This window comes from Pseudomonas sp. Pseusp16 (genome assembly GCF_047324915.1).
Lineage (GTDB): Bacteria > Pseudomonadota > Gammaproteobacteria > Pseudomonadales > Pseudomonadaceae > Aquipseudomonas > Aquipseudomonas fluorescens_CD.
The window spans coordinates 1,639,276-1,664,739 of sequence record NZ_CP168522.1 but is presented as its reverse complement, the minus strand read 5'-3'; the positions used below and the strand labels follow the sequence as shown (position 1 = coordinate 1,664,739).

The window sequence follows — 25,464 nt, the reverse complement described above, 5'->3', positions numbered from 1 at the left end:
TCCTCGGCTTAAGCCTTCTCGTTGCTGTTGAGCAACTGGCGTGCGGCCCACTTGTGGAAGTAGTGAGTCGGTAAATCCATTTCTGGTGAGAAGGCTCCGCCGTTGTAACCAGGCGAGCTGCGGCCTTTTTGCATTCCTTCAACAGAAGCAATGTCTTCGGCGAACACCACTCGCCAGGATTCCATGACAGCCTTTCGAGCGGCTTCGTAATGCGGGCTGAGAGCCTCGTCGCCTACGAAGAACAAGCGCAGATGTTCAATCGTCTTACCCGGAGCAACCGGCTCAAGCATCATCGCGAAGGCGTGGTCGGCCTGGATACCCAGCAGTACGTTAGGGAAGAACGACACATACTCGGCGTTGCGCATGCGATCAGCCGGCCAGGACGGGAAAGTCGGCAGGTGGGTGCCGGCTACGTCCGACAGGTTGTAGGCAAGGCTACCTTGACCAGCGAACTGGTCGAAAATGATGTTGTAGTGGTCTTCCAGGCGGGAATAGCTGTTAAGGCTTGGGTGAATCCATGGCAGGTGATAGGCCTCACAGTAGTTCTCTACCGCGAGTTTCCAGTTGCAATTGACTTCGATCGACATCTTGCCACCGTCGGATTCGCGGCGCATCAGATCCATACCATCGTGTCCAAGGAACTGCACCCAACGTTCGGTCAACGGGGCCAGCGCCTCTTCCAGTGGCGGGGCATCTCCGGAAAGATTGATAAACACCATGTCCATCCAGATTGCACTGCGCAGTGGCTTAAGACCGTGCTTCTCGCATGCGAAGCGCTCGTCCTTGTGTTGGTTGATGCCGCCAACGTGAGGAGTGCCGCGCAGAGCGCCATTAAGGTCGTAAGTCCAAGAATGGTATGGGCAACGAATCATCCCTTGAATAGTGCCGGCTTCTTGTACCAGCTTGACTCCGCGGTGGCTGCAGACGTTATGGAACACCTGAACCTGGCCTTCGCGGTTGCGCATAATCAAGAGCGGCAGCCCCATGAAATCCACAGGTTTGACGTACGCGTTCGTTGGCAGATCAGTAGCAAAACCGATGCATGCCCAATTGCGGCCCAGAACTTGGTCTCTGTCCAATTCGAAGAAAGGTTGCTCGGTATAGAAATCGTTAGTCAGACCATGGGCCTGCTCGATAGGAGCAAGAACAGCTTCCAGGCTTTTTACAGGGATGAGGTTGGCGATGCCCATTATTTTTGTCTCCAGATCGCACGGTTGATCGGCCTTAAACGGCCTTTGGCTGGAGTAATTGTTTAGGGCAGGACAGATCCCGACAAACCATTTTTCTTCCTGGATTGATGAGAAAAACTCAGTCATGAATTTACGTGACATCCTCCAGTGCTTTGCACTTTTTGAAAGTCTATGCATGCGCTTTTCTCATCAATTAATGAGATTAAATGGTTTGTTGAGTTTAGGTTCCGTCGCTCATTGTTAATCGCGCAATCCTCGGGTTGCGGACAATCAAATCCCATACGGCGCTGCACTACAAAAACAAGGGAGATAGCCGATGCGTGCTACAAGTGGCCTATTCAAAGGCCTCAATCCAACCGTAACCGTTGTTTCGGTTGCAATAGTTATGGCCTTCGTTCTGCTTTGTGCCTTGAAAGGTGATCAGGCTGCCGCGGTGTTCAAGACGGCCTCCGATGCCATCCTCGAAAATTTCAAATGGTTTTATCTGGCCGTGGTGAGTGGTTTGCTCGGTGTACTGTTGATACTTGCGTTCAGCCGTTTCGGCACCCTTAAGCTGGGCCGTGAGAACGATAAGCCGGAATTCAGTTTCGGGGCGTGGATATCCATGCTTTTCAGTGCTGGCATGGGTATCGGACTCATTTTTTGGTCGGTCGCCGAACCAGTACTTCACTATGCAAGCAACCCGTTCAGCCCTGGGCTAACCAACGAAGCTGCAACCGTAGCTATGCGCCTGACGCTATTCCATTGGGGCCTTCATCCTTGGGCCATATTCACCACAATTGGCCTTAGTCTCGCGTATTTCGCCTATTGCAAAGGCTTACCGCTGGCACTGCGTTCCATTCTTTACCCGTTGATAGGCAACCGCATCTATGGGCCGATTGGCCATACAGTCGATATCCTAGGTGTGGCAATCACCGCGTTCGGAGTTTCCCAATCGTTGGGTCTGGGTGTCGTACAAATCAATACTGGTCTAAACCAAGTATTCCAAGTGCCGGTGAATATCGGTCTTCAGTTGAGCATTATCGCTTTGGTGACGATGATCGCTGCCGTCTCGTTAGTAGCCGGACTTTCAAAGGGTATGAAGCGACTGTCCACGCTGAACATGTGGATTTCCTTTGGGCTGATGCTGGTGGTGCTCTGGCTAGGGCCGACCCGTTACATCCTCAATTTCTTTTTTGAAGCCACAGGTGACTATGCCCAGCACATCGTTGGCTTAAGCTTTTGGACGGATACGCAGGCCGATACACAATGGCAGAACAGCTGGACTGCCTTTTACTGGCCGTGGTGGATGACCTGGGGGCCTTTCGTTGGTCTGTTCATCGCGCGTATCTCCCGTGGTCGTACCATCCGCGAACTTATCGTTGGTGCTCTGGTTGTACCTACATTGGTGACGATACTGTGGATGTCAGTATTTGGCGGTTCGGCACTGAAGGATGAGCAACAAGCCCGCCAGGCACACGCTCAACTGCCAGTAGCCGAGCAAACGGAAGCAGCACCTTTCAAAGGCGGAGTCGTGCTCCAGTCTACTCAGAAAGAAACCACTTCAGCCATGTTCACCTTGCTTGAGCGTCTCGATGGGCCAGTCGTGGGTGGGATACTGTGTGTCATCGTCTGCCTGTTGCTATCGGTGCATTTCATTACCGCTGCGGATGCCGGAACTCAGGTGTTATGCATGCTCAATTCCGTAGGCTGCACCAATCCGCCTAATTGGATTCGCGTGCTTTGGTGTTTCCTGGAGGGAGCGATCGCTGCAGGACTATTGCTAGCCGGCGGACTGATCGCGATCCAGATGGCGAGCATCATCATCGGTCTGCCCATTGCCTTTTTCCTGCTCATTACCGGTTACAGTCTTGTGCGGAGCCTGCGGGTCGATACGATGACCACCGCTAAAGGCCAAGTCATGGGCCCGACCGTAAATGACCCGATCGTCGATCCTTACGGAATCAAACAGGGTAATTTTCCAGCAATGATGTCTTCCCATGAGCTCGCATAAAACTCCCCAATGAGATGAGCCGCGCTGGCGGCTCACGACAATCATCGAATGCGACACGCCATCGATGGAAAAGTCTCAATGGTGTTTAGTGGCTGTCCTTAGCCAGTCCTCATCATGCGTTAACCGTTTCCGCTAAATGGGCCATCAACCATTCGCGGAAACGGCTAACGCTTTGTCTGTTCGGAGCTCTGCCTTGGGGTTCAAGTAGGAAAAACTGAGCATCAGTCATCAACGTGGCTTGTGTAGGCCGCACGAGTTCGCCGGTCTGCAGATAATTGCCGAGCAGGCTAGACCAGGCCAACGCAATGCCTTGGCCTGCTAGCGCTGATTGGATCAGCATGGAGTAGCTGTTTATATCAATGCGCCGTCTAGGTTCCGGTGCCACATGCCCCAGGCGCTCGAACCATTCCTTCCATCCGATCCAATCGCGTCGCGGATCCTCTAGCCATAGCCAAGTGCAGGAGCCGAGTTGATCAAGGTCACTAATCTGTGGGTGTTGAGCTAGGAAGGAGGGACTGCAAACCGGAAAAATTTCCCCGCTGAACAGCGGAGTTACCTTCATGTTCTGCGGCGGGGTACTGCAATAGTAAAGTGCGAGATCGCAGTCCAGTCGCGAAAAGTCTTCGACTTTGTCGTTGGTAATGATGCGTAGATCGATTTCTTCGTTCTGACGTTGGAATTCCGATACAAGCGGAAGTAGCCACAACGATGCCATTGCCGTGGTGGTGATAACGGTTACTTGCTGAGCTCCTCGCCAGTGGCGAACACCAGCGGTAGCGTGGACGATTTGCTGCAAAGTGGCACGAACGCTTTCGTAGTACTGACTGCCAGTGGTGGTCAGATTGATTTCACGGGTCGAGCGCACAAAAAGCGGGGTGCCCAAGTAGTCTTCAAGTACGCGTATCTGGCGGCTGATCGCACCTTGAGTGACGTTCAGTTCACGTGCTGCCAGGGTAAAGCTCAAGTGGCGAGCAGCGGCCTCGAACGCCACGAGACTGTTCAGTGGCGGCAGGGGTTGCAGTTTCATCAGGTTCGGTCACTGTATTATATGTTTTATGTAGCGTTCAGAGATTGTGCAGAAGGCAGTGAGCAGTAGCTACTTTTTTAGAGGTCTAGTGCTAGTTCTTCGACGCTCGGTATAGATCTTCGTCACAGGTACGGGCTTAAGGTCTGGCACTGGTCACGCAATTCATAGCATCTGTCCACTCGCGTTCATTGAGTATTCACATTTCGACGTTTTTATGCGCTTTCATGACTCGTATTCATTTGACTTGCCTCAATGCATTCGAACAGACGCATGCTGCGACATTGATCCTGGTAGCAATGAGTCAGGCGTATTTTTACTGCCTTTTGACCGAGCGTTGGAGGCAAGCGATTGGCTGCCAATCCGCAGCAAAAATTTCATAATGAGGCGCGTGGCTATGACTCTAGCCTGCAGCAAAAGTTTTTTAGTCGAATTCTGTGTTGGGTTTAAGGGGGAATGCCGGTGACGATGAGTGGGGAACACGCAAAAGGAAATATGTACGGTTTTGGCGCCATTCTCCTTTGGAGTGCAATGCCTCCGCTTATTCGTTTAGTTAGCGAAGATATCGGCCCATTGATCGGTGCAGCTTTAATGTTTTCGGCCGCAAGCGTGCTGATGATTTTGCTAAACGGATGGACGCCGCTAAAGAAATTCCCTTGTTCGTATCTAATTGTGGGTGGAATCCTGTTTGTCAGCTATGAAGTGGGTCTCGCTTTGGCGCTAGGTTTCGCACAAGACCGGAAACAAGCCATCGAGGTAGGGTTGGTCAATTATTTATGGCCATGTTTTACCCTGCTTCTGGCGGTCTTGTTAGGGCAGCGTAATGCTAATTTTTTTCTGCTAGTCCCCGGTCTGCTGATCTCGCTGTTCGGGGTTGGCTGGATACTGAGTGAGGGGCGCGGACTTTCTATTGAGTTAATAATGGCCAATGCAGCAGTTAACCCATTGAGTTATGGCTTGGCATTAGTGGGGGCGGTTATATGGGCAGTGTACTGCTGTGTGGTAAAGCGCATTTCCAAAGGAACGGATGCGACAGCTTTATTTTTTATCGCTACAAGTCTAGCTCTGTGGGTAAAATATTTACTCGGCGATTACAGCGTCGTAAGCATAAAGCCACTGGCATTAGTGGAGTTGGTGAGTGCCGCTACGATAATGGCGCTAGGCTACATGGGGTGGAATAAAGGACTATCGACTGGCAATTTGCTTTTTCTGGCAGCGGTCTCTTACCTAGCCCCCGTTTTTTCTTCGTTGATGAGTACAATAATTCTAAGCACCGCATTGCAAATGTACTTTTGGCAGGGAGCATCCTTAGTAACGTTCGGGTCACTGTTTTGCTGGTGGGCGACACGACGTTGAAAATGTCGTGTGATAATTTTTTTGTTAGGCATGACTTAAAGTTTAACAGAGTTGTCAGGTTAACAGTTTTTACCATGCCTGGCGGGATAGCTCGAAGTGCTTAGGTATCAATTTTACGATTGAGTCCTCCTCGTGCTTTTCTATGGCTTCTATAAACATATCATGGTGTTCTGCTGCCAGTTTGCGTCGGGCGTCCATTTCGGAGGTCTCAAGACGATAAAAATTATGGCTCATTCGCACATCATCAATCAGCAAGCGTTCATAGCTAGGTTGCAAATAATGGTTGTCTGACATTTGACCGATTATAGAATGGAATCGATGTTCTTCGACAATTAATCCATACACGTCCCTTGTTGATAAGGCTTTCCGGAACCGTTGCTGTGCTTGTTTCAAGTCTTGAATTTGTGCAGGCAATACATTCCGAATCGCAAGTCGACCTATCGCCGAGTAAATCATTGGAGCAACCGAGATCAGGTCACTTATCGTCGAGGGTTTCAGAGGCTTTACGCGAGCGCCACGTCTTTCCTTAATCTCAATGTAACCTTCTCCAGCGAGTAGTCTGAGAACTTCTCGAGTCGGTGTACGTGAAATATGGTACTGCTCACTGAGTGAAAACTCGTCCAGGGAATGGGCTTGGTCGAACTCCATGGTGAGGATTTTTTGTTTTAACTCTATATAAAGAGCGTATTTTTCGTTTTGCACTTATGATCTCAACATGCTCTAGTAAAACTTTTTTTAGGTCGGTGTGTAAAGGCATCTGGAAGTCGTCGCGGATAATAAAGTGCGGGGAGATGGCGGTTCTCCCCACGACCTCAAAGCTTTTATAGATCAACCACCAAATCTGAAGTTGGTTTGCTACAACAGAGCAAGCGAAGGCCCTTGTCTATTTCACGCTGCCTAATTCCCCCGTTATGATTCATCTCAACTGTACCTTTTAAAAGAGCTGTTTTGCATGTTCCGCAAACTCCTTGGCTGCAGGAAGAGGGCACGATTGCACCAGCTTTTTTCGCAGCAGCAAGCACCGTCTGACTACCCGACATGCTGAAAGTCTTTCCCGAGCGCGCTAGCGTCACAGTAAATACGTCCTGCTGATCTAGCGAAGGTATTTGCTCGATCAGTGGTTCTTCATTCAATACCGAAATATCGAAGCTTTCCTGATGATAATGCTCGAAATCAAATTCTCCTTCCTTAAGCAGTGACTTCACCGCATCCATGTAACCTTGCGGGCCACATGTGAAAATTTCTCGTTCCTTAAAGTCGGGAACCTGTTGATGTAACAGTGGTAAATTTAGTCTTCCGATCGGTTGCTGCCATCCCGTGGTATCACCGTGTCCTTCGCAAATGCTGATGACTCGTAAACCAGGCATGCTGGCTTGCATGTTCAGCAATTCCTCATGGAAAATAATATCTACAGGAGTTCGTGCACTATGTATGAAGACAATGTCGAGATTTGCTGCCATGTCGTAGACAGCTCGGGTCATTGACATCAAAGGTGTTACACCAGAACCAGCGGACAGATACAACAATTTTTTTGCAGGGTGGCCTACGGGAGTAAAACTTCCCGTGGGGCCAGAAGCTCGTAGGGTATCTCCGGGATTAAGATTGTCATGCAGCCAGTTTGACACAGCCCCACCGGGTACGCGTTTTACCGTAATGGAGAACGCGAAAGGCCGGGTAGGGGATGACGACACGGTGTAACACCGAGCTACGGTCTGCTCCGCAATGATTGGTGAAATGGTTATGAACTGACCTGGCTCGAAACTGAGCGCGCTGAAGTCAGCGCACCTAAAGATGAACGTCTTTACGTCATGCGTTTCCTGTCGTACCGCGCAACATTGCAATGTTTTCTGTTCACCGCTATTCCACTGTGAGCCAAACGTGCCCCAAGTCTCTGCATCGGTAAAACGCTCAACGGCACCAGCGGTAACGGGCAGCGATAACTTTTCATAAGTAGTCATGTTCATGCCTCACACGCCATGCGCGGCCAAGCGCGCGGCATACCAGCGAGAGAACTGGTCTACATAGGATTCGGTGAACTCGGAGAATGGCCCAGGCGTATAACCAGGATCTTGAGTACCGCTATAGGTGATTCCAACCAAGTTGGCATCTTGCATATTTGTTGCGGCCCATACCACGGTCAGGTTATCAACTTGATAGTCGACGCCCTCGATAGCGTCTGCGTGTACGAGCCACTTAGTACGAACCAATGTTTTATCGGGAGCCAACGGGATGATGTATGACACTACAGCATGGTCACTCATGATGTGTGTCCACGAGTTATGCGTCCAAAGGTGCATATCACCCAAATCACGGCGCGTGAGGTTGCCAAACAGACGTGAGCAAGCGACACGAGTATCTAGTGTTTGAGATTCGCCATTTCCCGCAATTACCAATCTCTGAGAGCGAAATTGAGTTACTGCATCTTCGCTCAAATGCTCGATTGCATCACAGATATAGCCTTCACTCTCCCAGTTTTTTTTGGTTTCGTCATTGCGGAGATGATATTCCTTAAGCGCCTGAAGGGAGTCTTCACCGAGGCCATCCGTGCAAAATCCGAAATCCTCAGGTAAGAAAGACGCGGTCAGTTCAGGATGAGTGCCGGCGCAATGATAACATTCGCGGTTGTTCTCCATTACCAATTTCCAATTGCCGTTCTCGATAATCTCCGATTCGTGGGCAATTTTCGAATTGCAGATATCGTATTGAGCAAAGCGTGGTGTCATAATCTGATCAAGATATGAAATGTCTTGTGGTGGCACTTCGCCTAAACATACAAAAACATGTGTGCCAACAACCTTTGTATGTACCGGGATCAAGCTTTTGCACTTAGGGTCAAAGTTCTGTCCCATGTGCGCCGCATGTTTAAGGCTTCCATCTAAATCATAAGTCCATTGATGATACGGGCAAACCAACATGCCTACCGTCGATTTGCCTGCCTGTTTCAAACGAGCCCCGCGATGACGGCATACATTACGAAAGGCCTGCACTTGCTCGTCTTCATCACGCACTAAGAGGATTGAAGACTTTCCGATATCGATTGTAGATACGTCACCAGGCTCGGGAATGTCGGATGTAACTCCGACTAGGATCCAGTGTTTTGTGAAAAAAATATCTACGTCGGTCTCAAAAATATCCTGCCGACCAAACAATTCGCCCGGCATACCATGTCCTGGGGTGCGATCGGCAAGAAGTTCGCGATGCGTTTTCACAGCTGTAATAGTCATCATCGGTCTCGCTCAAACTAATAGTCTATAAGTGGCGGCAGATTCTGTATCAAAGTAGGTCGTCATTTTTTCAATCCGCTCGCGATCGCATTGCTTGGCGAAGTGCGAACAAGCGGTATTGAATTCGTGCCAACATCTCAATGCTTTAGCTGGCTGTCTTCTCGCAGCCAATCAATAAGCGTATACGTCAAAGGTTTTGGTTCTCGACCATTTGGAATTACCATGTAATAAGCCTCTTTTGGCTTAACAGCGTATGGGGTTATTCTTACAAGGTCACCACTGTTGAGAAGGTGTGAGACCATTCGGCCCCAACCTAATGCAATTCCATGTCCTAAAGTTGCAGCTTGAATCGTATCGTTATAAGAGCTGCAGCGAAGAATATTAGTCAGTTTGGGGCGCGTATCTCCTAGCTCTCGGCACCAGCTATTCCAGGTTAGCCAACCGTCAAGAGTTGCGTCTGAGTCAATGAGCTCCATGCGCGAAAAATCAACTATCGATGTCGGGGCTGGGTTTGCTGCTAGCCAACAGGGTGAGCAGACAGGGAATACCTCCTCATCGAATAAAAAAATTGAGTTTCCATCGTCCCATTTCCCGTTGCCATACCGAATTACTAAATCGACGTCATCGCGATGGAAGTCCGGGGTCAGCATCTGCGTAAATAATCGCAATTTTAATTTAGGTTCAATTGCACGCAACATGCTCAATCTTGGAAGAATTCTAAACTGAGAGAATGCTGAAGTGCATGCAAGAACGATTTCTTGTTCTTGGTCATAAATTCCCTCAGCGATTTTGTCGTATACGCATGCCATTCGATGGATAGATGCTGCTACCGCCGAATGAAGGATACAACCCTCGCTAGTCAACTTGATCGCGCGATGAAGGCGATGAAACAGTTTCGTCTCTAGGGTGTCCTCTAGTAACTTAACTTGTTTACTCACCGCCGCTTGCGTCACTCCCAATTCTTGAGCCGCCAACGTAAAGCTGCTGAGCCTTGCCACCGCTTCGAACTCAAGCAAAGCATTCATGGAAGGTATTAGCCGTCGATAGCCTTTAACTGTTTTATTTATTTCGCTGGGTTGCATATGCACGCTCCAGGGCTCATATCGAATTTGCAGCAGTAAGTTTGCGTTGCGATGCCGACTTCGGCATCGCTGGCCTAATTATGCAACCGAGGACTCTTCCAGTGCTCCGAGTGGAACAGGTGGTGATACGTTATGTCCGAGTAATGCCCGATACAGTTCGCCATCACCCAAGACGCCAAGAACAGCGTGGCTCTCATCTTGTACAATCAGTGGGTGTCCAGTTTCGTAGCGGATCTGAAGTGCATCTCTCATGCTAGTGTCTGGCGATATCAAAGTTACTTGCCGACGCAAGGTCTCGATACCTTTTGTTGGATTCCATGTTTGCGGCTCCACAGCGATAGCACCGCGTCGAATACTTTCTAAGCGACGGGATAGTCCTACTACCATCCAGAGGTTTTGAGTGGTATCCAAGCAATATTCATCACGAGCGAAAACGCATTGGCCCAGTTCGGTCATCAAGCTCTTTGCACACAGCACATTCAATGGATTGGTATGAGCGACGAAATTGCGTACGTAGTCATCGGCCGGATTTAGCACAATCTCTTCGGGCTTGCTGTATTGAATAATTTTGCCGTCTTTCATGATGGCAATTCGCGTGCCCAGTTTAAGTGCTTCGTCCAGGTCATGACTAACGAACACGATTGTCTTATGCAGCTTGCGTTGCAGATCAAGCAGCTCGTCTTGAAGACCTTGTCGAATTAGCGGATCGAGGGCAGAGAAGGGCTCATCCATCAACAGAATATCTGCATCCATCGCTAATGCGCGAGCTAGACCTACGCGTTGTTGCATACCCCCCGATAGCTCATCCGGCCTCTTGTTGCGCCATTGTGTCAAACCCACCAGTTCAAGCTTTTCATCGACCAGCTTACGTCGTTCAGCCTCCGGGCGATTTTGCATTTCCAAGCCGAAGCTGATGTTCTCGCGAACTGTGAGCCAAGGCATAAGGGCGAATTTTTGGAACACCATGGCGATACGCTTGGTGCGCATCATTTTCAGCTCTGCCGGGGTGCAAGACGCAATGTTGATTTGCGAACCTTCATGCTCGACGAACAGCTTGCCGCGGCTTACGGTGTTGAGGCCGTTAATACAGCGCAACAAACTTGATTTTCCTGAGCCCGATAGGCCCATAAGCACGCAGATTTCACCTTTATTGATTTCCAGGTTTGCCTTTTCCACGCCCACAACCAGGCCTGTTTTTTTAAGGATCTCAGGGCGCGAAAGGCCTTGATCCAGCAATTCAAGAGCGTGTTTCGGGCGATTGGAGAAGATGACGTCGACATCTTCAAAACGGATGATGCTCATACGTCACCTCTTTTCATGGTTACTCGTTGCTTGCAGATGCGATCGAGCGTGATAGCTAAGAGCACGATGGATAGGCCTGCTTCGAAGCCCAGTGCTATGTCGGCAGTGTTCAACGCGTTTACTACAGGTTTGCCGAGGCCGTCTGCACCAACCAGGGCAGCGATCACCACCATCGACAGTGACAACATGATGCACTGAGTGATGCCAGCAGCGATGCTAGGCATGGCGTGAGGCAGTTCAATACGGGACAACAGTTGGCGACGTGAGCAGCCAAAGGCCTTTCCAGCATCCATCAACTCTTCTGGAACATCACAGATCCCCAGGTAGGTCAGACGTATTGGTGCGGCAATGGCAAATACCACTGTGGAAATCAATCCCGGAACTACCCCCAGACCGAAAAGGGTTAGGGTTGGAATCAGATAAACAAAGGTGGGCACAGTTTGCATTAGATCGAGTATCGGTCTTAGGGCCGCATAGAACCAGGGGCGATGTGCCGCGACGATGCCTAAAGGGACACCGATGATTACGCATACAAGAGTGGCGAATGAAACTTGAGCAAGAGTCTCCATCGTTTCTTGCCAATAGCCAAGATTAAATATCAATAAAAATGAGGCGGCAACAAAGATTGTGAGGCTGATCTTGCGTTGGATGTAATAAGCCAATGAAGCAAAAATAACTATCAAGGCTAAGGGGTTGAACCATAGAAGGCCTTGAGTGAAAGCAGTTATGATTCCAGACAGCGACGAAGATATGAAGTCAAATACTCCTGCACCATGCTGAGTTAACATATCGACAAACTGGGCGATGTGTTCACCCAAAGGAAGCTTTTCTTGTGTAATCCACATATCACTAATCCGCTTAATGGAAGAAATGACTCACGAACACGATCGTCCGGGGGGCTAGGAAAATACAGTCGCTCCTATTACTCGGCTTGTTCGAGAATTCAGTTGTCGCTATGGGACGCCTAGCTACTTGGCGGTAATTAGTCTTTGATTTGATATGATCATCTTCTGCCTCTTTTCAAACGGTTGATTTTTAATTTGCTTGGGTAACAGGCAGCACGAGGCGGCCCCGCGATGAATTCGCGATAGCAGTTATCAATGTTTGGGCAGTCGATGAATAACAGGTGGAAGGCTTAACAAAGCTAATAGCCCCGGCATTCTTTGACCGGATGTTAAGCGACTTCAGGAGAGGTCTAATCTTGTTCATTATGGCGGCTCGCTTTTGTTGTAGTTGGGAGTCCTTGCCTGAGGTGGATATTTATATAAAATCGCCGAGCCGACAAACTATTTTATCTCAATAGCTTATGATAATTTGTAATAAACTGGCTCGGCTGACTGATTTGGGCTTCTTGAAACCTGCACATAGCCGTTTCAGGCTGCGTATTACAGGAGAAGCTTGCATTAGCTTAAAAAGGTTCAATCACGCAGGAAGCTGTCATCGAAAGGGTATCGCGTTAGCAATTCATAGCCGTCATCAGTTACTAGCAACTGGTTCTCCAGCTTGATTCCATCGCGCCCACCCACTTCACCAATATAGGCCTCCACACACAAAGCCATGCCTGCTTGCAGCTCGCCTTCGTATCCATAAGATTTGACGTCTTCCGGGTAGCGGATACATGGGTACTCATCACACAATCCGACGCCATGGAACATTACCCCGTAACGCTGGGCGCGGCACGATTCGGGCAGTCGATGAGCCTTGGCGGTCAGCTCAGTGAAGCGCACGCCTGGTTTGATAAGGTCGGTATTTCGGGTGATATGCTCGTGAGCAATTCGATAAAGGCGCTTCTGCTCGGCGGTTGGCTCAACGCCCCCGCAGATCCAACTGCGTGACATGTCTACGCACATCCCGTAAGTGCCGATCAGGTCAGTGTCGAACGATAACAGGTCGCCGTCGCTCAATACCCGTGGGCCGGACTCCTGATACCAAGGGTTGGTGCGCGGGCCGGAGCTGAGAATGCGCGTCTCGATCCATTCCCCGCCACGGCGGATGTTGCCAGAGTGCAGAACAGACCAAATGTCATTTTCAGTGGCGCCGGCTCGCAGAGCTTGATGCATTTCGGCCACGGACGCCTCGCACGATGCCACTGCGCAGCGCATAGCCTTGATCTCTTCGGGGCCTTTGATCACTCGGGCCAATTCAGTGATCTCCTGGCCGCTGCAGATATTTACATCCAGGGCATCGAGAGCACGGACTCCCGCGACTTCGATGCGGTCAATCGCAAGGCGACGATTGGTTCCGGCATGTTGGCGCAAGAGATCATCAACCTGGGCAGCGAAATGTCGAGCGTGCTCATCCGTGCGCTCACCGGTTTCGAAATAAAAGAAAGACGCACCGCTGCGTAGTTCGCTGACCAGCGGTAAATGCGCAGATAGGTGATCACAACCATGGAAATCCCACAGCACCATGTATCCGCTGGCTGCAATGAAACACGCCCTCGCCGGATTGTGGGAAGTCCATAGCTGCATATTTGTAGAGTCAGTGGCGTAGCGAATATTCAGTGGGTCGAATAGAAGAATGCCGGCCAAATCGCGAGAGATCAGTTGTGCGCAAATGCGCTGCAGACGATATTCGCGCATGGAGGGTAGGTGTGGCGGCTGTAATCCTATTTGCGCCCATTCAGCGAAAGCTAGGGGCGTGGGGCCTATCTCTACGCGGTCATTGTCCTCGATGGATCCATCGGCCTTTAGCTGGGAAGCTCGCCGCCTGGCGGGGTCAATGCGCCGTGTGTTGGAAGGGATCGAATAAGGTGAAATTATCATTAATGTAGTCCTTTTTATTATGGCGAACAGCCGAGCTCTACTCGTTGGAAGTTTGATTGGTCGCTTGTTTGTAGTGGACTCTATAAATTATCGGCGTAAGAAACATGCCGCTGTTTGAGTCTTGGCGTTAGTGTGACTTAGAAGGTGCTGCGTGCATGCGCAAAGCTATTACAATATGACGGTGTGTTTTCTAATGGTGTTAATGGTAATGGGGGAGTGTTTTTCTCATTCTGATGCAAAGCAGGCACTGTTGCCGCTACGATAGCGCTGGGCGAGTCAATGCAATCGCTTGTGGTTGGAATGTGGTTATGTTGCTTGTTTTTGAGAGTGGTTGTGGGCCAATAGTCCGGGCGCAAGGAAATCTGCACCTGGCGCTGGCGATAATAAGGATTTAACGTGAAAATTATCCCGTTCTCTTCAGGGTGGTGAAATCCTTGCGAAAGGACGTCGGACTTATGTTCCATGATGGTGATCCACTTTTTAAGTTGCTTATTTCCACCTCAAGGAAAGTATTTATATAGCTTATGCTTTTCTAGCAAGTCATTTTATCTCATTACTATATGAGATTTATTCATTAATTGCCTTTGCTTGTTCCATGAGCCACTCCCGAAACCGTCTGACAACGTACTGATTGCCGTCCCGTCCGGGGTGTTCCAAAAGACAAAACTTTGCATCCGTTTGCAGAACATTGTCGACCGGTTTGACCAAGGCACCAGTTTCTAGATGATCTCCAACCAGATGCGACCACGCTAAGGCTATACCCTGTCCTATCAGAGCCGATTGAATCAGCATCGAATAGTTATTGATGTTCACTCGGTGCCGCGGTGCTCGAGTTTCATAGCCCAATCGGTCAAACCATTCTGGCCAACCGATCCAGTCGGTTTGAGGATCATCCAACCATAGCCATGTCGCAGTATCGAGTTGATCAATGTTCCGTATTTGAGGGTGTCTTTCCAGGTAGTCTCTGCTGCAAACTGGAAAGACCTCTTCTGAAAACAATGGTGTAACGATCATATCCGACGGCGCGGTGCGGCAGTAATACAGTGCAATATCGCAATCGAGGCGAGAATAGTCCTTGACGCGATCATAGGCCACGATTCGAAGGTCGACGTCTTCGTTCATACGTTGAAAATCTGCAACCTTTGGAAGCAGCCAGAATGAGGCCATGGCTGAACTGGTCATGACTGTGATTTGACGCCCAGATTGCCAGCGTCGAATTTCTTCGGTGCCTTTAGCAATCTCCTGCAGCATCAAATGTACAGTCCCGTAATACCGCCGACCCACTGGATTCAGGCTGACTTCACGGGTACTTCTTTCGAACAAGCTTTCGCCAAGGTAATCCTCTAGCAGCCTTATCTGCCGGCTAATGGCCCCCTGGGTTACGTTCAGTTCTTTTGCGGCGCCAGTGAAGCTCAAATGGCGAGCTACAGCCTCGAAAACGACCAAGCTATTGAGAGGTGGCAACGGCTGGATTTTCATGATGCTTGATCTCAAGGCGCCGAGGCGGGAAGTCAACCAAATGTACTCAGGTGTACATTTATAGGACATGAGAGTACAGTAAAACTACAAAAAATTGAAGAAGGTGAAACGACATGTCCCAGATCGGGAAGGGGCGTAATAAGGCTCAGGATACAGGATGGCGCGGGTCGCCTGAGGGGTGGCTAGAAGCCGCTTACGACGTTTTAAAGGAGTCGGGCATCGATGCCGTTCGGGTTATGCCGCTAGCCAAGCGTCTTGGTCTATCACGAACCAGTTTCTACTGGTTCTTCGAAGATCGGGAGCAGTTGCTTGCTGCCTTACTTTCACGTTGGCGCGAAACCAATACTGGTGGGTTGATTCGACAATGCGAAAGCTATGCGGAGAGTATTTCCGAGGCGATCCTTAATGTCTTTGAATGCTGGCTCAATCCACAACTATTCGACTCGCAATTCGAGTTCGCAATCCGTAGCTGGGCGCTTCAGTCAAATGAGGTTGCTGCAGAGGTCTCTATCGTTGACGAGCAACGAATGAGTGCTCTAGCCAGCATGTTCAAGCGCTTCGGCTACGACAGCAATGGCGCTGATGCGCGGGCCCGAACGATTTATCTTACTCAAATCGGCTACATCACTATGAACACGAGTGAGTTGATCACCGTGCGTTTCGCACGCATCCCTCATTACGTCAGTATTTTTACCGGGAAGGTGCCTAAGCAGCGTGAGCTGGATCGTTTCTACGGGAAGTTCGGTTATGCCGAAACGGAACCTGGGACTTTCGTCCCTTTGACGGACACCTTCGAGGAGGCGGCTGCCAATGATCAGTGAAACGATAGGTATCATTGGCGGAACGGGTTGGTTAGGTGGATCGATCGCAAAGGCGGTGTTGGCGAATGCATTGTTACCAGCTGAGAATTTGGTCATTTCGAACCGATCAGGTGACCATCCCTTGGCACAACATGGCGCTTGCCTGGTCACGGATAACCAGGAATTAGTGGATCGCAGCGATCTGGTGATAATTGCGGTTCGACCTGAGCACTTCGCCAGCCTCAATATCAATGCTACTGGCAAAACAATCGTATCCCTGATGGCCGGGATTCCGGCACAGACTATTGTTGCGCAGACCTCGGCTTCGGCTGTCGTACGGGCGATGCCAAACGCCGCGGTAGAAATCGAACAGTCTTTTACGCCTTGGTATTGTTTTGGGGAGCTTGATGCGACCCTGAAGAGCCTCGTGCAGCGTTTGTTCGAGTGTGTGGGCACAGCTGCTGAGGTTCAGGAAGAGGGCTTCATTGATTATCTATCGGCGCTCTCCGGCACCGGCCCTGCCTTTCCCGCTTTACTGATGACCGCACTTGCGCACCAGGCGATTATTGCCGGCATACCTTCTGATATAGCGCAACTTGCCGCAAAAAATGTTGTTGTTCATAGCAGCCAGCTTCTGGCCACGCGCGACGCTCAGGAAATGATTGATGCCTTGGTTGGATACCGGGGTGTGACGGCAGCCGCTTTGCAGTCGATGACTCTTGGTCATTTTGAGGAGCAGATTGGTAGAGCTCTGCAAAAGGGAGCTTCTGTTGCTCGGAAAGGGCTTCAATCTTAATAGACCGAAGCCCCCTCCCTTAAGAGGGCTTCGGTGAGCCTATTTACACCGCTTTAAAGCAGTAAACGGCCAGTTTGTTTCCATCCGCATCACGAGCGTAAGCAGCATAGGCATTTTCTGCCCAGCCACGAGGGCCTGGTTGGCCTTCACAAACGCCGCCATTCGCCAGCGCTACTTCGTGGAAAGCTTGAACTGCAGCTCGGTTAGGCGCTTCGAAGCTAACGGTGACACCGTTGCCGACAGTGGCCGGATTGCCGTTAGCAGGTTTAAGTACAAAGAACGAAGGCTTATCGACGCCCCAGATGGATCCGGCTTCGCCGAGATCCGCTACGCGATTGAGGCCGATCTCCTTCAAAACAACGTCATAGAACGCACGTGCTTTTTGCAAATCATTGGTGCCGACGGTTACATGAGTAAAAACGGACATCGTTGTTTCCTTTCTGTTGGTGGTGATTGTTTGCTCAGGTCTGAGAGCTGATGGATCTCAGAAATGGATGACGGTGCGAATACTTTGCCCGGAGTGCATCAGATCGAACGCGTCGTTGATTTCTTCCAGAGGCATGTTGTGGGTGATAAATGTTTCCAGTGGGATCTCTCCGCGGCTGGCTTTATCGACATAGCTAGGAAGTTCAGTGCGGCCCTTCACGCCGCCAAAAGCGCTGCCGCGCCACACACGGCCCGTGACCAGTTGGAAAGGGCGAGTGCTGATTTCTTGTCCCGCGCCGGCAACGCCAATGATGATTGATTCCCCCCAACCCTTGTGGCAGCACTCCAGTGCCGCACGCATCAGCTGCACGTTGCCGACGCACTCGAAGGAGTAATCCACGCCGCCCTCAGTGAGATCGACGATGACTTCCTGAATTGGTTTGTCATGCTCTTTTGGATTTATGAAGTCCGTCGCGCCCAACGACATTGCAACCTCGCGTTTAGCGGGATTGATATCGACTGCGATAATGCGGCCTGCGTTGGCCATCTTTGCGCCAATGATGGCGGCCAGACCAATACCCCCTAGCCCAAAGATTGCGACGCTAGCACCAGCTTCTACCTTGGCGGTATTGAGTACGGCACCAATACCGGTGGTCACTCCGCAACCGAGCAGGCAAACCTGATCCAGAGGCGCATCCTTTGGAATCTTCGCCAGAGAAATTTCAGGCAGTACGGTGTATTCGGAGAAGGTCGAGCAACCCATGTAGTGGAAAAGCGGTTTGCCTTCATAGGAAAAGCGTGAGGTGCCGTCCGGCATCAAACCTTTACCCTGGGTTGCCCTAACTGCTTGGCAAAGATTGGTCTTTCCGGAAAGGCAGAACTTGCATTGCCGGCATTCCGCGGTATAGAGCGGAATCACATGATCTCCGACTTGCAGGGAGGTCACGCCCTCGCCAATTGCTTCTACTACACCACCACCTTCGTGCCCCAACACGCTGGGGAAAATACCCTCAGGATCGCTTCCCGAAAGTGTGAAAGCATCTGTATGGCAGACGCCAGTGGCGACAATACGAACTCGTACTTCCCCAGCCTTAGGTGGGGCTACATCGATGGTGACTAACTGCAACGGTTCATTGGGGGCGAACGCGACAGCAGCCCTTGACTTCAAGGTCTGTGCTGACATGAAAGAGCCTCATACTAAGTGTGAAAAATGCCCCTGAGCTATGAGTTCAGGGGCATGGTTTTAGATATCTTTCAGTAGACGCAAAGCATCGTAGATGGCGGCATGAGTGTTACGCGCTGAGACGGCATCCCCGATTCGGAATAGCTGAAAACGGCCTTCAGGGTTAGTAACAATATTTTGGACTTTTCCAGCGATAAGGTTGTGCTGCTCAACCGCACCGCCATTGCTCGAATGGGGTCGCAGGTCGAAGTACAAATCGTCCAAAGGAATGGTGCCGTGGTTGATAACGACCTGATCAACCGTTCTCTGCTTGTGTACAGCGCCGTAATCACTACCGAAGTTGGCAATCAACTTACCGTCGCGCTTTTCTACGGACTCCACTCGATAGGTGACAGTAAAGGTAACGTCCAGGTCTTGCAGGCTGCGCATGTAAGGAACCAGGTTCATCGCCATCACCTCCGGCGAAAACGACCGATCAGGTGTAACGATCTCGACCTTGGCTCCACTGTTGGCGATGACTTCTGCAGCCTGCAATGCCGCGTGGTCGCCAGCGTCATCAAAGATCAGCACATTCTTTCCAGGCTTGACGTCGCCAGAGATGATGTCCCAAGTCGATACCACCAGTTCATTGCCCTGTTTGAGCACCTCGGTGTGCGGCAAGCCACCAGTGGCAACAATCACAACATCCGGATCTTCAGCCAGTACCGTTTCAGCCTCAGCCCAAGTGTTGAAATTGAACTTCACACCTAGGCGTTCGCATTGCACCATGCGCCAATCGATGATGCTGATCATTTCACGCCGACGCTCACTAAGAGACGTCAACCGGATCTGCCCGCCAGGTTGGTCAGCAGCTTCGAACACTGTTACGTCGTGGCCGCGCTCACCGGCGACGCGTGCCGCCTCCAGGCCCGCCGGGCCGGTTCCGATCACTACCACCTTACGTTTGGTTAGCGCTTTAGGTATTTCGTGGGGCATGGTGGTTTCACGCCCAGTCGCAGCGTTATGGATGCAATAAGCGGCACCACCCTGATATATGCGATCCAGACAGTAGTTTGCCCCTACGCACGGACGGATCTCTTCCTCACGTTTTTCTATGATCTTGCGCACAATGTGCGGATCGGTCATGTGAGCACGAGTCATACCGACCATGTCGATCTTGCCGGAGGCGATGGCGTGGCGCGCGGTTGCGACGTCGGGAATCTTAGCCGCATGGAACGTTGGGAAACCTGTCGCTGCGCGAATTTCGCCAGCGAAATCCAAATGGGGTGAGTTGCGCATCCCTTGAATTGGGATCACGTCAGTCAGGCCTGCATCGGTGTCGATGTGCCCGCGCACCACGTTAAGAAAGTCAACCAAGCCGCTATCTTTGAGCATGTGCGAAATAGCAATGCCTTCCTGCGCCCCGAATCCCCCGGGCAGATCTTCGTCTCCCGTGTACCGCACTCCTAGAAGGAAATCCTCACCGCATTGCTTGCGGATGCCTCTCAAGATATCGAACGTAAAACGTAAACGATTTTCCAGGGAGCCGCCGTATGGGCCTTCCAGTTCGTTGGTCAACGGTGACCAGAACTGATCCATCAAATGTCCGTAGGCCTGAAGTTCCAAACCATCGAGGCCCGCAGCTTTCATGCGCTCGGCGGCATCAACGTAATCTTTGATGATGCGCTCGACGTCCCATTCTTCCATCTTCTTAGGGAAGGCCCGGTGCGATGCTTCGCGGCGGTGAGATGGCGATACCACTGGCAGCCAGTCGGCTTTATCCCAACGGGTACGGCGGCCCAAGTGAGTCAGCTGAATCATCACGGCAGCGCCGTGTTCATGACACTCGTCGGTCAGATCCTTCATCCATCCAACCACTTCGTCCTTGTAAGCCAACACGTTGTTGAACACCGGCGGACTATCGCGCGATACCGAGGCGGAACCGGCGGTCATGGTCAATGCCACACCAGCCTTGGCGCGTTCGACGTGGTAGGCCCGATACAGCTCTTTGGGCATGCCGTCGACCGGATATGCCGGTTCGTGCGAGGTGGTCATGATGCGATTACGTAGTGTCAGGTTTTTGATCTTATAGGGTTGCAGCAAGGGATCGCTGGACATGTGTTGCGCTCCTGGAACAGAACATCAGGCTTGGTTTGACACAACGGTATGTCGAATGTTCACGTGTGTCAACGAGTAGGACACAGGTGTACATTTTTCTTGCGTGACCAAAAAAGCAGGGATAACATCCAGACGAAACAGCGAATGGTTTGGCTGGTTCGCGTCAGTTATGCATTGATCCAGGAGTACCCGGGAGGACTATGAAAGTGCTCGTAGCTGTAAAACGCGCCATCGACCCGAACGTGAAGGTTCGCGTGAAAACTGATGGTTCGGACGTAGATCTGAACGGCGTAAAGATGTCCTTGAATCCGTTCTGTGAAATCGCAGTGGAGGAGGCGATTCGCCTCAAGGAAAAAGGAGTTGTGTCAGAGGTGGTGGTGGTTTCCGTGGGTACTTCTGCTGCTCAAGAGCAGCTGCGTACGGCATTGGCACTTGGTGCAGATCGAGCTCTCCTAGTCGAGACGAGCACGCTTCTTGAGCCGCTAAATGTTGCCAAGTACCTGAGCAAGGTTATCGATCAAGAGAAACCGCAACTGATCCTTTTTGGAAAGCAGGCCATTGACCAGGAGAACAATCAGACCGGGCAAATGGTTGCGCAGCTGATTGGTAGTGGTCAGGCCACCTTTGCCTCTGCGATCAGCTATGCCGATGGCAACTGGTTAGTCGAACGGGAGGTCGATGGTGGCAGCCAGACTGTGGAGCTTTCAGTGCCAGCAGTCGTTACCTGCGATTTACGTCTTAACGAACCGCGCTACGCATCATTGCCGAACATTATGAAAGCCAAGAAGAAGCCGCTTGAGATTCTTGCCGCTGACAGCCTGGATGCAAGTGTGAAAGAGCACACTCGATTGGTAGAGGTTGCACCGCCACCAGTTCGTAAAGCAGGCATCAAAGTCGGCTCCGTATCCGAACTCGTGGAAAAACTGAAAAACGTTTCGGGGGTGATTTGATGCGCACACTGGTTATAGCCGAGCACGCAGCCGGACAGCTTACGGCAGGTACATTAAGTGCGATCACTGCTGCTGTGGAGTTGGGCCTAGAAACTGATCTGCTTGTTATTGGCGGGCAGGGCGCTGTCGCAGTGGCGGAACAAGCTGCGTTTATCCAAGGAGTGCATCGGACACTGCTAGCCCAGGGGGCAATGTTCGAGAAGATATTGCCTGAAAATGTTCAGCCACTGATTTCCTCAGTGGTGGCTGAGGGTTATACGCACGTACTTGCTGATGCAAGCAGCTTGGGCCGTAGTGTATTGCCACGGGTCGCGGCGAGCTTGGATGTAGGAATGCTTTCGGATGTCAGCAAAATTGTATCCGTGGATACCTTCCAGCGACCCATTTATGCAGGCAATGCTATCGCCACATTTCAATCGCTTGACCCCGTTAAATTACTCACTATTCGCTCATCGGCTTTCGCTCAGGCAACGTCACAGCAGAATCGTGGTGATGTCACCGCTGTCGATGGCGGAAAAATCGCTACGAATGTTCGCTTTGTAGGCGAAAAGCTAACGATTAGCGAAAGGCCTGAATTATCGAGCGCTCGTGTAGTGGTTTCTGGTGGACGCGGAATGCAAAGCAAAGAAAATTTTGCATTGGTTGAGCGTGTAGCAGACAAGCTTGGCGGTGCCGTAGGTGCATCGCGTGCAGCAGTGGATTCTGGGTTTGCACCCAACGACCTCCAAGTCGGACAGACGGGGAAAATCGTCGCGCCGGAGTTGTATATCGCCGTTGGCATAAGCGGAGCCATTCAACACTTAGCAGGTATGAGTGGTTCAAAGGTAATCGTTGCGATTAACCAGGACGCAGAGGCCCCAATCGCCCAAGTGGCAGACTACATGTTGGTTGCGGATCTCTTTGAGGCATTGCCGGCGCTCGAAAAAGCGCTGTGAATGGCGCCTGGCGTGACGAGCATCAATACTTATTTTAACAGCCTGATGATAGCTAGGTGATCCCGTGCAGCGCGACCAAATGGAGTTCGATGTAGTGATTGTGGGTGGTGGGCCGGCAGGTCTGGCAACTGCTTGCCATCTCAAACAACTGGCCGCCGCATCCAGTCGTGACCTTAGCGTGTGCGTAGTCGAGAAAGGCTCGGAGATCGGAGCCCATATTCTGTCGGGCGCAATATTCGAGACCCGAGCACTCGACGAGCTATTCCCTGATTGGGAGGCTAAAGGAGCGCCCGTACACACCAAAGTTCTTCGGGATGATATCTACTGGCTCTCTGGGCCAGAAAGCTCTCGAAAAGTCCCTGGTTGGATGGCACCTAAGACGCTCCATAATGAAGGCAACTACATCATCTCGTTAGGCAACTTATGCCGGTGGCTTGGGGAGCAAGCTGAGGCTTTGGGTGTGGAAATCTATCCAGGCTTCGCGGCCAGCGATTTGATCCTGGAACAAGGCGTTGTCAAAGGAATCATTACTGGTGACATGGGTGTAGGTCGAAACGGTGAGGAGCGCGCAGGATACTTCACGCCAGGTATGGAGCTACGTGCGCGTTACACGGTACTGGCGGAGGGATGTCGTGGTCATCTGGGCAAGCGCGCGATCGAGCATTTCGCCTTAGATAAGGACTCCGATCCTCAGCATTATGCGATTGGTCTCAAGGAGATATGGGATGTGGATCCCTCGATCCATGAAGAAGGCCTGGTTGTGCACGCGACAGGATGGCCATTGGACGACAACAACCCAGGAGGCTCATTCCTGTATCACACAGCAAATAATCAGGTTGTTGTTGGGCTGATTGTAGATCTTTGCTACGAGAATCCACATCTATCTCCCTTCGAGGAATTTCAACGTTACAAGCATCATCCCATCATCCAGCGTTACCTCAAGGATGGGAAAAGAGTCAGTTACGGCGCACGGGCAATAGCCAAAGGCGGGCACAACTCACTCCCTAAAATGGCATTTCCTGGAGGGGTGTTAGTGGGGTGCGATGCCGGCACGCTCAATTTTGCCAAAATCAAAGGCACTCATTCTGCAATGAAGTCCGGGATCCTAGCCGCGCAAGCGATATTCAAAGCAGTGGATTCAGATCCTACGTCTGAACAACCGCTAAATAACTACGACTCGCTGTTTTCCAGTAGTTGGCTCGGAGAAGAGCTGGAGCGAAGTAGAAATTTTGGCCCAGCTATGCACAAATTCGGATCGGTGCTCGGAGGGGCTTTCAATTTCATTGATCAGAATATGTTCAAAGGGCGTTTGCCATTTACGCTGCGAGATAAAGTTCGTGACCATGAGAAAATGAAACCTGTTACCGATTCTCCATCACGGTTGTATCCTAAACCTGATGGCGTGATAAGTTTCGACCGCTTGTCATCGGTATTTCTATCTAATACATATCATGAGGAAAATCAGCCGCCTCATCTGAAGTTGGCTGTTGCCAGTGTCCCTATATCGATAAATTTACCAATTTATGATGAGCCCGCACAACGGTACTGTCCCGCCGGAGTGTATGAAATTATAGGGGCCGAAGGGGGCGGCAAGACATTGCAGATTAATGCGCAAAACTGTATCCATTGTAAAACTTGCGATATTAAGGATCCGACTCAAAATATTACGTGGGTTCCGCCAGAGGGCGGGGGAGGGCCGAATTATCCGAATATGTGAAAATGCTATTTTTCACATAACTAAAACTCATGCATGTATAATATTAATTCCCTTGTGATAGTAATGGTAGTTTGCTCTCATGTTGAGGAAGGTTGATTCTTCTGCTGCCCTGCCAATAACCATTAATACAGTACGCGGAGATGCACCATGATTAGTCGTTCGTTTTCCAGTAAACCTTTTGTCGGTTGGCTTGCAGGTTTGGCGATGGCCTCCTGCAGTTTAATTGCTCAAGCCGAAGAACCCGCGCCTATCCGTATTGGGTGGGTAAATTGGTCGGATACGGAAATCGCTGTAAAGCTGGCAGACACAGCACTGCGAGACCACCTGAAGCAACCGGTAAAATTGGTTTTGGCCGATATTGGTATTCAGTTCCAGGCGTTGGCTAATGGCAATATCGACCTGATCCCGATGGTCTGGCTGCCGAGCACTCACAAGTCCTTCTATGATAAATACAAAGACAAACTTGAAGACCTAGGTGTGCTGTATGAAGGTCGGATCGGCATGGCGGTGCCTACTTCCATCCCTACCAGTGAGATCGCCAGTGTCGAAGATCTTAATAAACCAGATGTGAGGGAAAAACTCGGCGGCAAAATTCTGACTTCCGAAGTGGGTAACGGCCAATATAAGCTTACGGAAAAGGCCATTAAAGAATACAAGCTAGATGGCTATAAGATGGTCGCATCTTCAGAGTCTGGAATGTTGAGCGAGTTGGATCGCAACCTGAAGCGTGACAAATGGTCTTTGATTAACGCATGGAGCCCACACTGGATGTTTTCCAAGTGGTCGCTTCGCTATTTGGATGATCCGAAGCAAATTTTCGGTGGCGCTGAGCAAATCCACGCGGTTGCTCGCAAGGGTTTTAGCGCTGAGCATCCCGACGTTGCTCTATTCTTCGCCAACTTCAAAATTCCTCAATCTGACCTTGAGAAACTGATGGCTTCTGCGCGTGATAGCTCGGCAGACAAGGTAGTTGCAGAATACTACGCAGCCAACAAACCTCACTTTGTGGCAATGTTTGGCGCCAATACTGCATCCACAACAGCGGGTCAGTAATAGCTTAAGCTGTTCGGTAGCTACTCCGCAGCCTGGTGTCCTTGAAGGAAAACTAAGGGCCCAGGCAGCATGGAATAAACCGTATAGGCGAA

At 50.7% G+C, this 25,464-nt stretch carries 22 protein-coding genes; 8 read left to right on the top strand and 14 right to left on the bottom strand.

Annotation, left to right across the window (positions count from 1 at the left end; translation table 11 throughout):
- Positions 1-8 precede the first annotated feature (8 nt).
- A complete protein-coding gene (locus tag ACEN8Q_RS07325; protein WP_413705477.1) occupies positions 9-1,190 on the bottom strand; it encodes an aromatic ring-hydroxylating oxygenase subunit alpha in 1,182 nt (393 codons plus the stop codon).
- Between the two features lie 316 nt (positions 1,191-1,506).
- Between ACEN8Q_RS07325 and ACEN8Q_RS07320 the strand changes: the two genes are divergently transcribed.
- Complete coding sequence (locus ACEN8Q_RS07320; RefSeq protein WP_413704857.1) at positions 1,507-3,183, top strand: BCCT family transporter; 1,677 nt, start codon at positions 1,507-1,509, stop codon at positions 3,181-3,183.
- 112 nt (positions 3,184-3,295) lie between these two features.
- On the opposite strand, the gene ACEN8Q_RS07315 is transcribed toward ACEN8Q_RS07320, so the two are convergent.
- Entirely contained in the window at positions 3,296-4,210 is a 915-nt protein-coding gene (locus ACEN8Q_RS07315) for a LysR substrate-binding domain-containing protein (protein ID WP_413704856.1), read from the bottom strand.
- A 465-nt stretch (positions 4,211-4,675) separates the two neighbouring features.
- Between ACEN8Q_RS07315 and yddG the strand changes: the two genes are divergently transcribed.
- Positions 4,676-5,563, top strand: a complete 888-nt coding sequence (yddG, locus tag ACEN8Q_RS07310; protein ID WP_413704855.1) for an aromatic amino acid DMT transporter YddG — start codon at positions 4,676-4,678, stop codon at positions 5,561-5,563.
- A 69-nt stretch (positions 5,564-5,632) separates the two neighbouring features.
- Here yddG and ACEN8Q_RS07305 read toward each other — a convergent pair whose 3' ends face one another.
- The 9 genes from ACEN8Q_RS07305 to ACEN8Q_RS07265 form a co-directional block, all read right to left on the bottom strand.
- Complete coding sequence (locus ACEN8Q_RS07305) at positions 5,633-6,265, bottom strand: GntR family transcriptional regulator (protein ID WP_413704854.1); 633 nt, start codon at positions 6,263-6,265, stop codon at positions 5,633-5,635.
- A gap of 119 nt (positions 6,266-6,384) precedes the next feature.
- Positions 6,385-7,521 (bottom strand): FAD-binding oxidoreductase, encoded by a 1,137-nt coding sequence (locus tag ACEN8Q_RS07300; RefSeq protein ID WP_413705476.1) that lies wholly within the window; start codon positions 7,519-7,521, stop codon positions 6,385-6,387.
- A 9-nt stretch (positions 7,522-7,530) separates the two neighbouring features.
- Complete coding sequence (locus tag ACEN8Q_RS07295) at positions 7,531-8,787, bottom strand: aromatic ring-hydroxylating oxygenase subunit alpha (RefSeq protein ID WP_413705475.1); 1,257 nt, start codon at positions 8,785-8,787, stop codon at positions 7,531-7,533.
- A gap of 137 nt (positions 8,788-8,924) precedes the next feature.
- Positions 8,925-9,869 carry a LysR substrate-binding domain-containing protein gene (locus ACEN8Q_RS07290; protein ID WP_413704853.1) on the bottom strand — a complete coding sequence of 315 codons (945 nt, stop codon included), beginning with the start codon at positions 9,867-9,869 and terminating at the stop codon, positions 8,925-8,927.
- A gap of 78 nt (positions 9,870-9,947) precedes the next feature.
- The gene (gene choV / locus ACEN8Q_RS07285; protein WP_413704852.1) at positions 9,948-11,171 is read right to left on the bottom strand and encodes a choline ABC transporter ATP-binding protein; all 1,224 of its coding nucleotides are present in this window, start codon (positions 11,169-11,171) and stop codon (positions 9,948-9,950) included.
- Positions 11,168-12,016: a choline ABC transporter permease subunit gene (gene choW, locus ACEN8Q_RS07280; protein ID WP_413704851.1), complete on the bottom strand. Its 849-nt coding sequence runs from the start codon at positions 12,014-12,016 to the stop codon at positions 11,168-11,170. Before choW ends, choV begins: the two co-directional genes overlap by 4 nt.
- Positions 12,017-12,589: 573 nt before the next feature.
- Positions 12,590-13,936 (bottom strand): dimethylsulfonioproprionate lyase DddP, encoded by a 1,347-nt coding sequence (dddP, locus tag ACEN8Q_RS07275; RefSeq protein WP_413704850.1) that lies wholly within the window; start codon positions 13,934-13,936, stop codon positions 12,590-12,592.
- A gap of 137 nt (positions 13,937-14,073) precedes the next feature.
- Positions 14,074-14,400 (bottom strand): hypothetical protein, encoded by a 327-nt coding sequence (locus ACEN8Q_RS07270; RefSeq protein ID WP_413704849.1) that lies wholly within the window; start codon positions 14,398-14,400, stop codon positions 14,074-14,076.
- Between the two features lie 103 nt (positions 14,401-14,503).
- Positions 14,504-15,415, bottom strand: a complete 912-nt coding sequence (locus ACEN8Q_RS07265; protein WP_413704848.1) for a LysR substrate-binding domain-containing protein — start codon at positions 15,413-15,415, stop codon at positions 14,504-14,506.
- A 113-nt stretch (positions 15,416-15,528) separates the two neighbouring features.
- On the opposite strand from ACEN8Q_RS07265, the gene ACEN8Q_RS07260 reads away from it, so the two are divergent.
- Both ACEN8Q_RS07260 and ACEN8Q_RS07255 read left to right on the top strand, forming a co-directional pair.
- Positions 15,529-16,236, top strand: coding sequence for a TetR/AcrR family transcriptional regulator (locus tag ACEN8Q_RS07260; RefSeq protein WP_413704847.1), 708 nt, complete (start codon positions 15,529-15,531; stop codon positions 16,234-16,236).
- Complete coding sequence (locus ACEN8Q_RS07255) at positions 16,226-17,011, top strand: pyrroline-5-carboxylate reductase family protein (protein ID WP_413704846.1); 786 nt, start codon at positions 16,226-16,228, stop codon at positions 17,009-17,011. Before ACEN8Q_RS07260 ends, ACEN8Q_RS07255 begins: the two co-directional genes overlap by 11 nt.
- Positions 17,012-17,054: 43 nt before the next feature.
- Here ACEN8Q_RS07255 and ACEN8Q_RS07250 read toward each other — a convergent pair whose 3' ends face one another.
- From ACEN8Q_RS07250 to ACEN8Q_RS07240, 3 genes are read right to left on the bottom strand one after another with little or no spacing between them, the layout of a single operon-like run.
- Positions 17,055-17,438: a VOC family protein gene (locus ACEN8Q_RS07250; protein WP_413704845.1), complete on the bottom strand. Its 384-nt coding sequence runs from the start codon at positions 17,436-17,438 to the stop codon at positions 17,055-17,057.
- Between the two features lie 57 nt (positions 17,439-17,495).
- Positions 17,496-18,620, bottom strand: coding sequence for an S-(hydroxymethyl)glutathione dehydrogenase/class III alcohol dehydrogenase (locus ACEN8Q_RS07245; RefSeq protein WP_413704844.1), 1,125 nt, complete (start codon positions 18,618-18,620; stop codon positions 17,496-17,498).
- A 60-nt stretch (positions 18,621-18,680) separates the two neighbouring features.
- The gene (locus ACEN8Q_RS07240) at positions 18,681-20,717 is read right to left on the bottom strand and encodes an FAD-dependent oxidoreductase (protein ID WP_413704843.1); all 2,037 of its coding nucleotides are present in this window, start codon (positions 20,715-20,717) and stop codon (positions 18,681-18,683) included.
- Positions 20,718-20,917: 200 nt separating this feature from the next.
- Between ACEN8Q_RS07240 and ACEN8Q_RS07235 the strand changes: the two genes are divergently transcribed.
- The 4 genes from ACEN8Q_RS07235 (at position 20,918) to ACEN8Q_RS07220 (ending at position 25,372) form a co-directional block, all read left to right on the top strand.
- Positions 20,918-21,667 carry an electron transfer flavoprotein subunit beta/FixA family protein gene (locus ACEN8Q_RS07235; protein ID WP_413704842.1) on the top strand — a complete coding sequence of 250 codons (750 nt, stop codon included), beginning with the start codon at positions 20,918-20,920 and terminating at the stop codon, positions 21,665-21,667.
- Complete coding sequence (locus ACEN8Q_RS07230; protein WP_413704841.1) at positions 21,667-22,602, top strand: electron transfer flavoprotein subunit alpha/FixB family protein; 936 nt, start codon at positions 21,667-21,669, stop codon at positions 22,600-22,602. The genes ACEN8Q_RS07235 and ACEN8Q_RS07230 overlap by 1 nt, the downstream gene beginning before the upstream one ends.
- A 64-nt stretch (positions 22,603-22,666) precedes the next feature.
- Positions 22,667-24,319: an electron transfer flavoprotein-ubiquinone oxidoreductase gene (locus tag ACEN8Q_RS07225; RefSeq protein WP_413704840.1), complete on the top strand. Its 1,653-nt coding sequence runs from the start codon at positions 22,667-22,669 to the stop codon at positions 24,317-24,319.
- Positions 24,320-24,466: 147 nt separating this feature from the next.
- Positions 24,467-25,372 carry a glycine betaine ABC transporter substrate-binding protein gene (locus ACEN8Q_RS07220; protein ID WP_413704839.1) on the top strand — a complete coding sequence of 302 codons (906 nt, stop codon included), beginning with the start codon at positions 24,467-24,469 and terminating at the stop codon, positions 25,370-25,372.
- Positions 25,373-25,464: the final 92 nt, after the last annotated feature.

Bases quoted from the DNA above. Each gene is read 5' to 3' on its own strand.
- ACEN8Q_RS07325 (WP_413705477.1), bottom strand. From the start codon at position 1,190: ATGGGCATCGCCAACCTCATCCCTGTAAAAAGCCTGGAAGCTGTTCTT.
- ACEN8Q_RS07320 (WP_413704857.1), top strand. From the start codon at position 1,507: ATGCGTGCTACAAGTGGCCTATTCAAAGGCCTCAATCCAACCGTAACC.
- ACEN8Q_RS07315 (WP_413704856.1), bottom strand. From the start codon at position 4,210: ATGAAACTGCAACCCCTGCCGCCACTGAACAGTCTCGTGGCGTTCGAG.
- yddG (WP_413704855.1), top strand. From the start codon at position 4,676: ATGAGTGGGGAACACGCAAAAGGAAATATGTACGGTTTTGGCGCCATT.
- ACEN8Q_RS07300 (WP_413705476.1), bottom strand. From the start codon at position 7,521: ATGACTACTTATGAAAAGTTATCGCTGCCCGTTACCGCTGGTGCCGTT.
- ACEN8Q_RS07295 (WP_413705475.1), bottom strand. From the start codon at position 8,787: ATGACTATTACAGCTGTGAAAACGCATCGCGAACTTCTTGCCGATCGC.
- ACEN8Q_RS07290 (WP_413704853.1), bottom strand. From the start codon at position 9,869: ATGCAACCCAGCGAAATAAATAAAACAGTTAAAGGCTATCGACGGCTA.
- choV (WP_413704852.1), bottom strand. From the start codon at position 11,171: ATGAGCATCATCCGTTTTGAAGATGTCGACGTCATCTTCTCCAATCGC.
- choW (WP_413704851.1), bottom strand. From the start codon at position 12,016: ATGTGGATTACACAAGAAAAGCTTCCTTTGGGTGAACACATCGCCCAG.
- dddP (WP_413704850.1), bottom strand. From the start codon at position 13,936: ATGATAATTTCACCTTATTCGATCCCTTCCAACACACGGCGCATTGAC.
- ACEN8Q_RS07270 (WP_413704849.1), bottom strand. From the start codon at position 14,400: ATGGAACATAAGTCCGACGTCCTTTCGCAAGGATTTCACCACCCTGAA.
- ACEN8Q_RS07265 (WP_413704848.1), bottom strand. From the start codon at position 15,415: ATGAAAATCCAGCCGTTGCCACCTCTCAATAGCTTGGTCGTTTTCGAG.
- ACEN8Q_RS07260 (WP_413704847.1), top strand. From the start codon at position 15,529: ATGTCCCAGATCGGGAAGGGGCGTAATAAGGCTCAGGATACAGGATGG.
- ACEN8Q_RS07255 (WP_413704846.1), top strand. From the start codon at position 16,226: ATGATCAGTGAAACGATAGGTATCATTGGCGGAACGGGTTGGTTAGGT.
- ACEN8Q_RS07250 (WP_413704845.1), bottom strand. From the start codon at position 17,438: ATGTCCGTTTTTACTCATGTAACCGTCGGCACCAATGATTTGCAAAAA.
- ACEN8Q_RS07245 (WP_413704844.1), bottom strand. From the start codon at position 18,620: ATGTCAGCACAGACCTTGAAGTCAAGGGCTGCTGTCGCGTTCGCCCCC.
- ACEN8Q_RS07240 (WP_413704843.1), bottom strand. From the start codon at position 20,717: ATGTCCAGCGATCCCTTGCTGCAACCCTATAAGATCAAAAACCTGACA.
- ACEN8Q_RS07235 (WP_413704842.1), top strand. From the start codon at position 20,918: ATGAAAGTGCTCGTAGCTGTAAAACGCGCCATCGACCCGAACGTGAAG.
- ACEN8Q_RS07230 (WP_413704841.1), top strand. From the start codon at position 21,667: ATGCGCACACTGGTTATAGCCGAGCACGCAGCCGGACAGCTTACGGCA.
- ACEN8Q_RS07220 (WP_413704839.1), top strand. From the start codon at position 24,467: ATGATTAGTCGTTCGTTTTCCAGTAAACCTTTTGTCGGTTGGCTTGCA.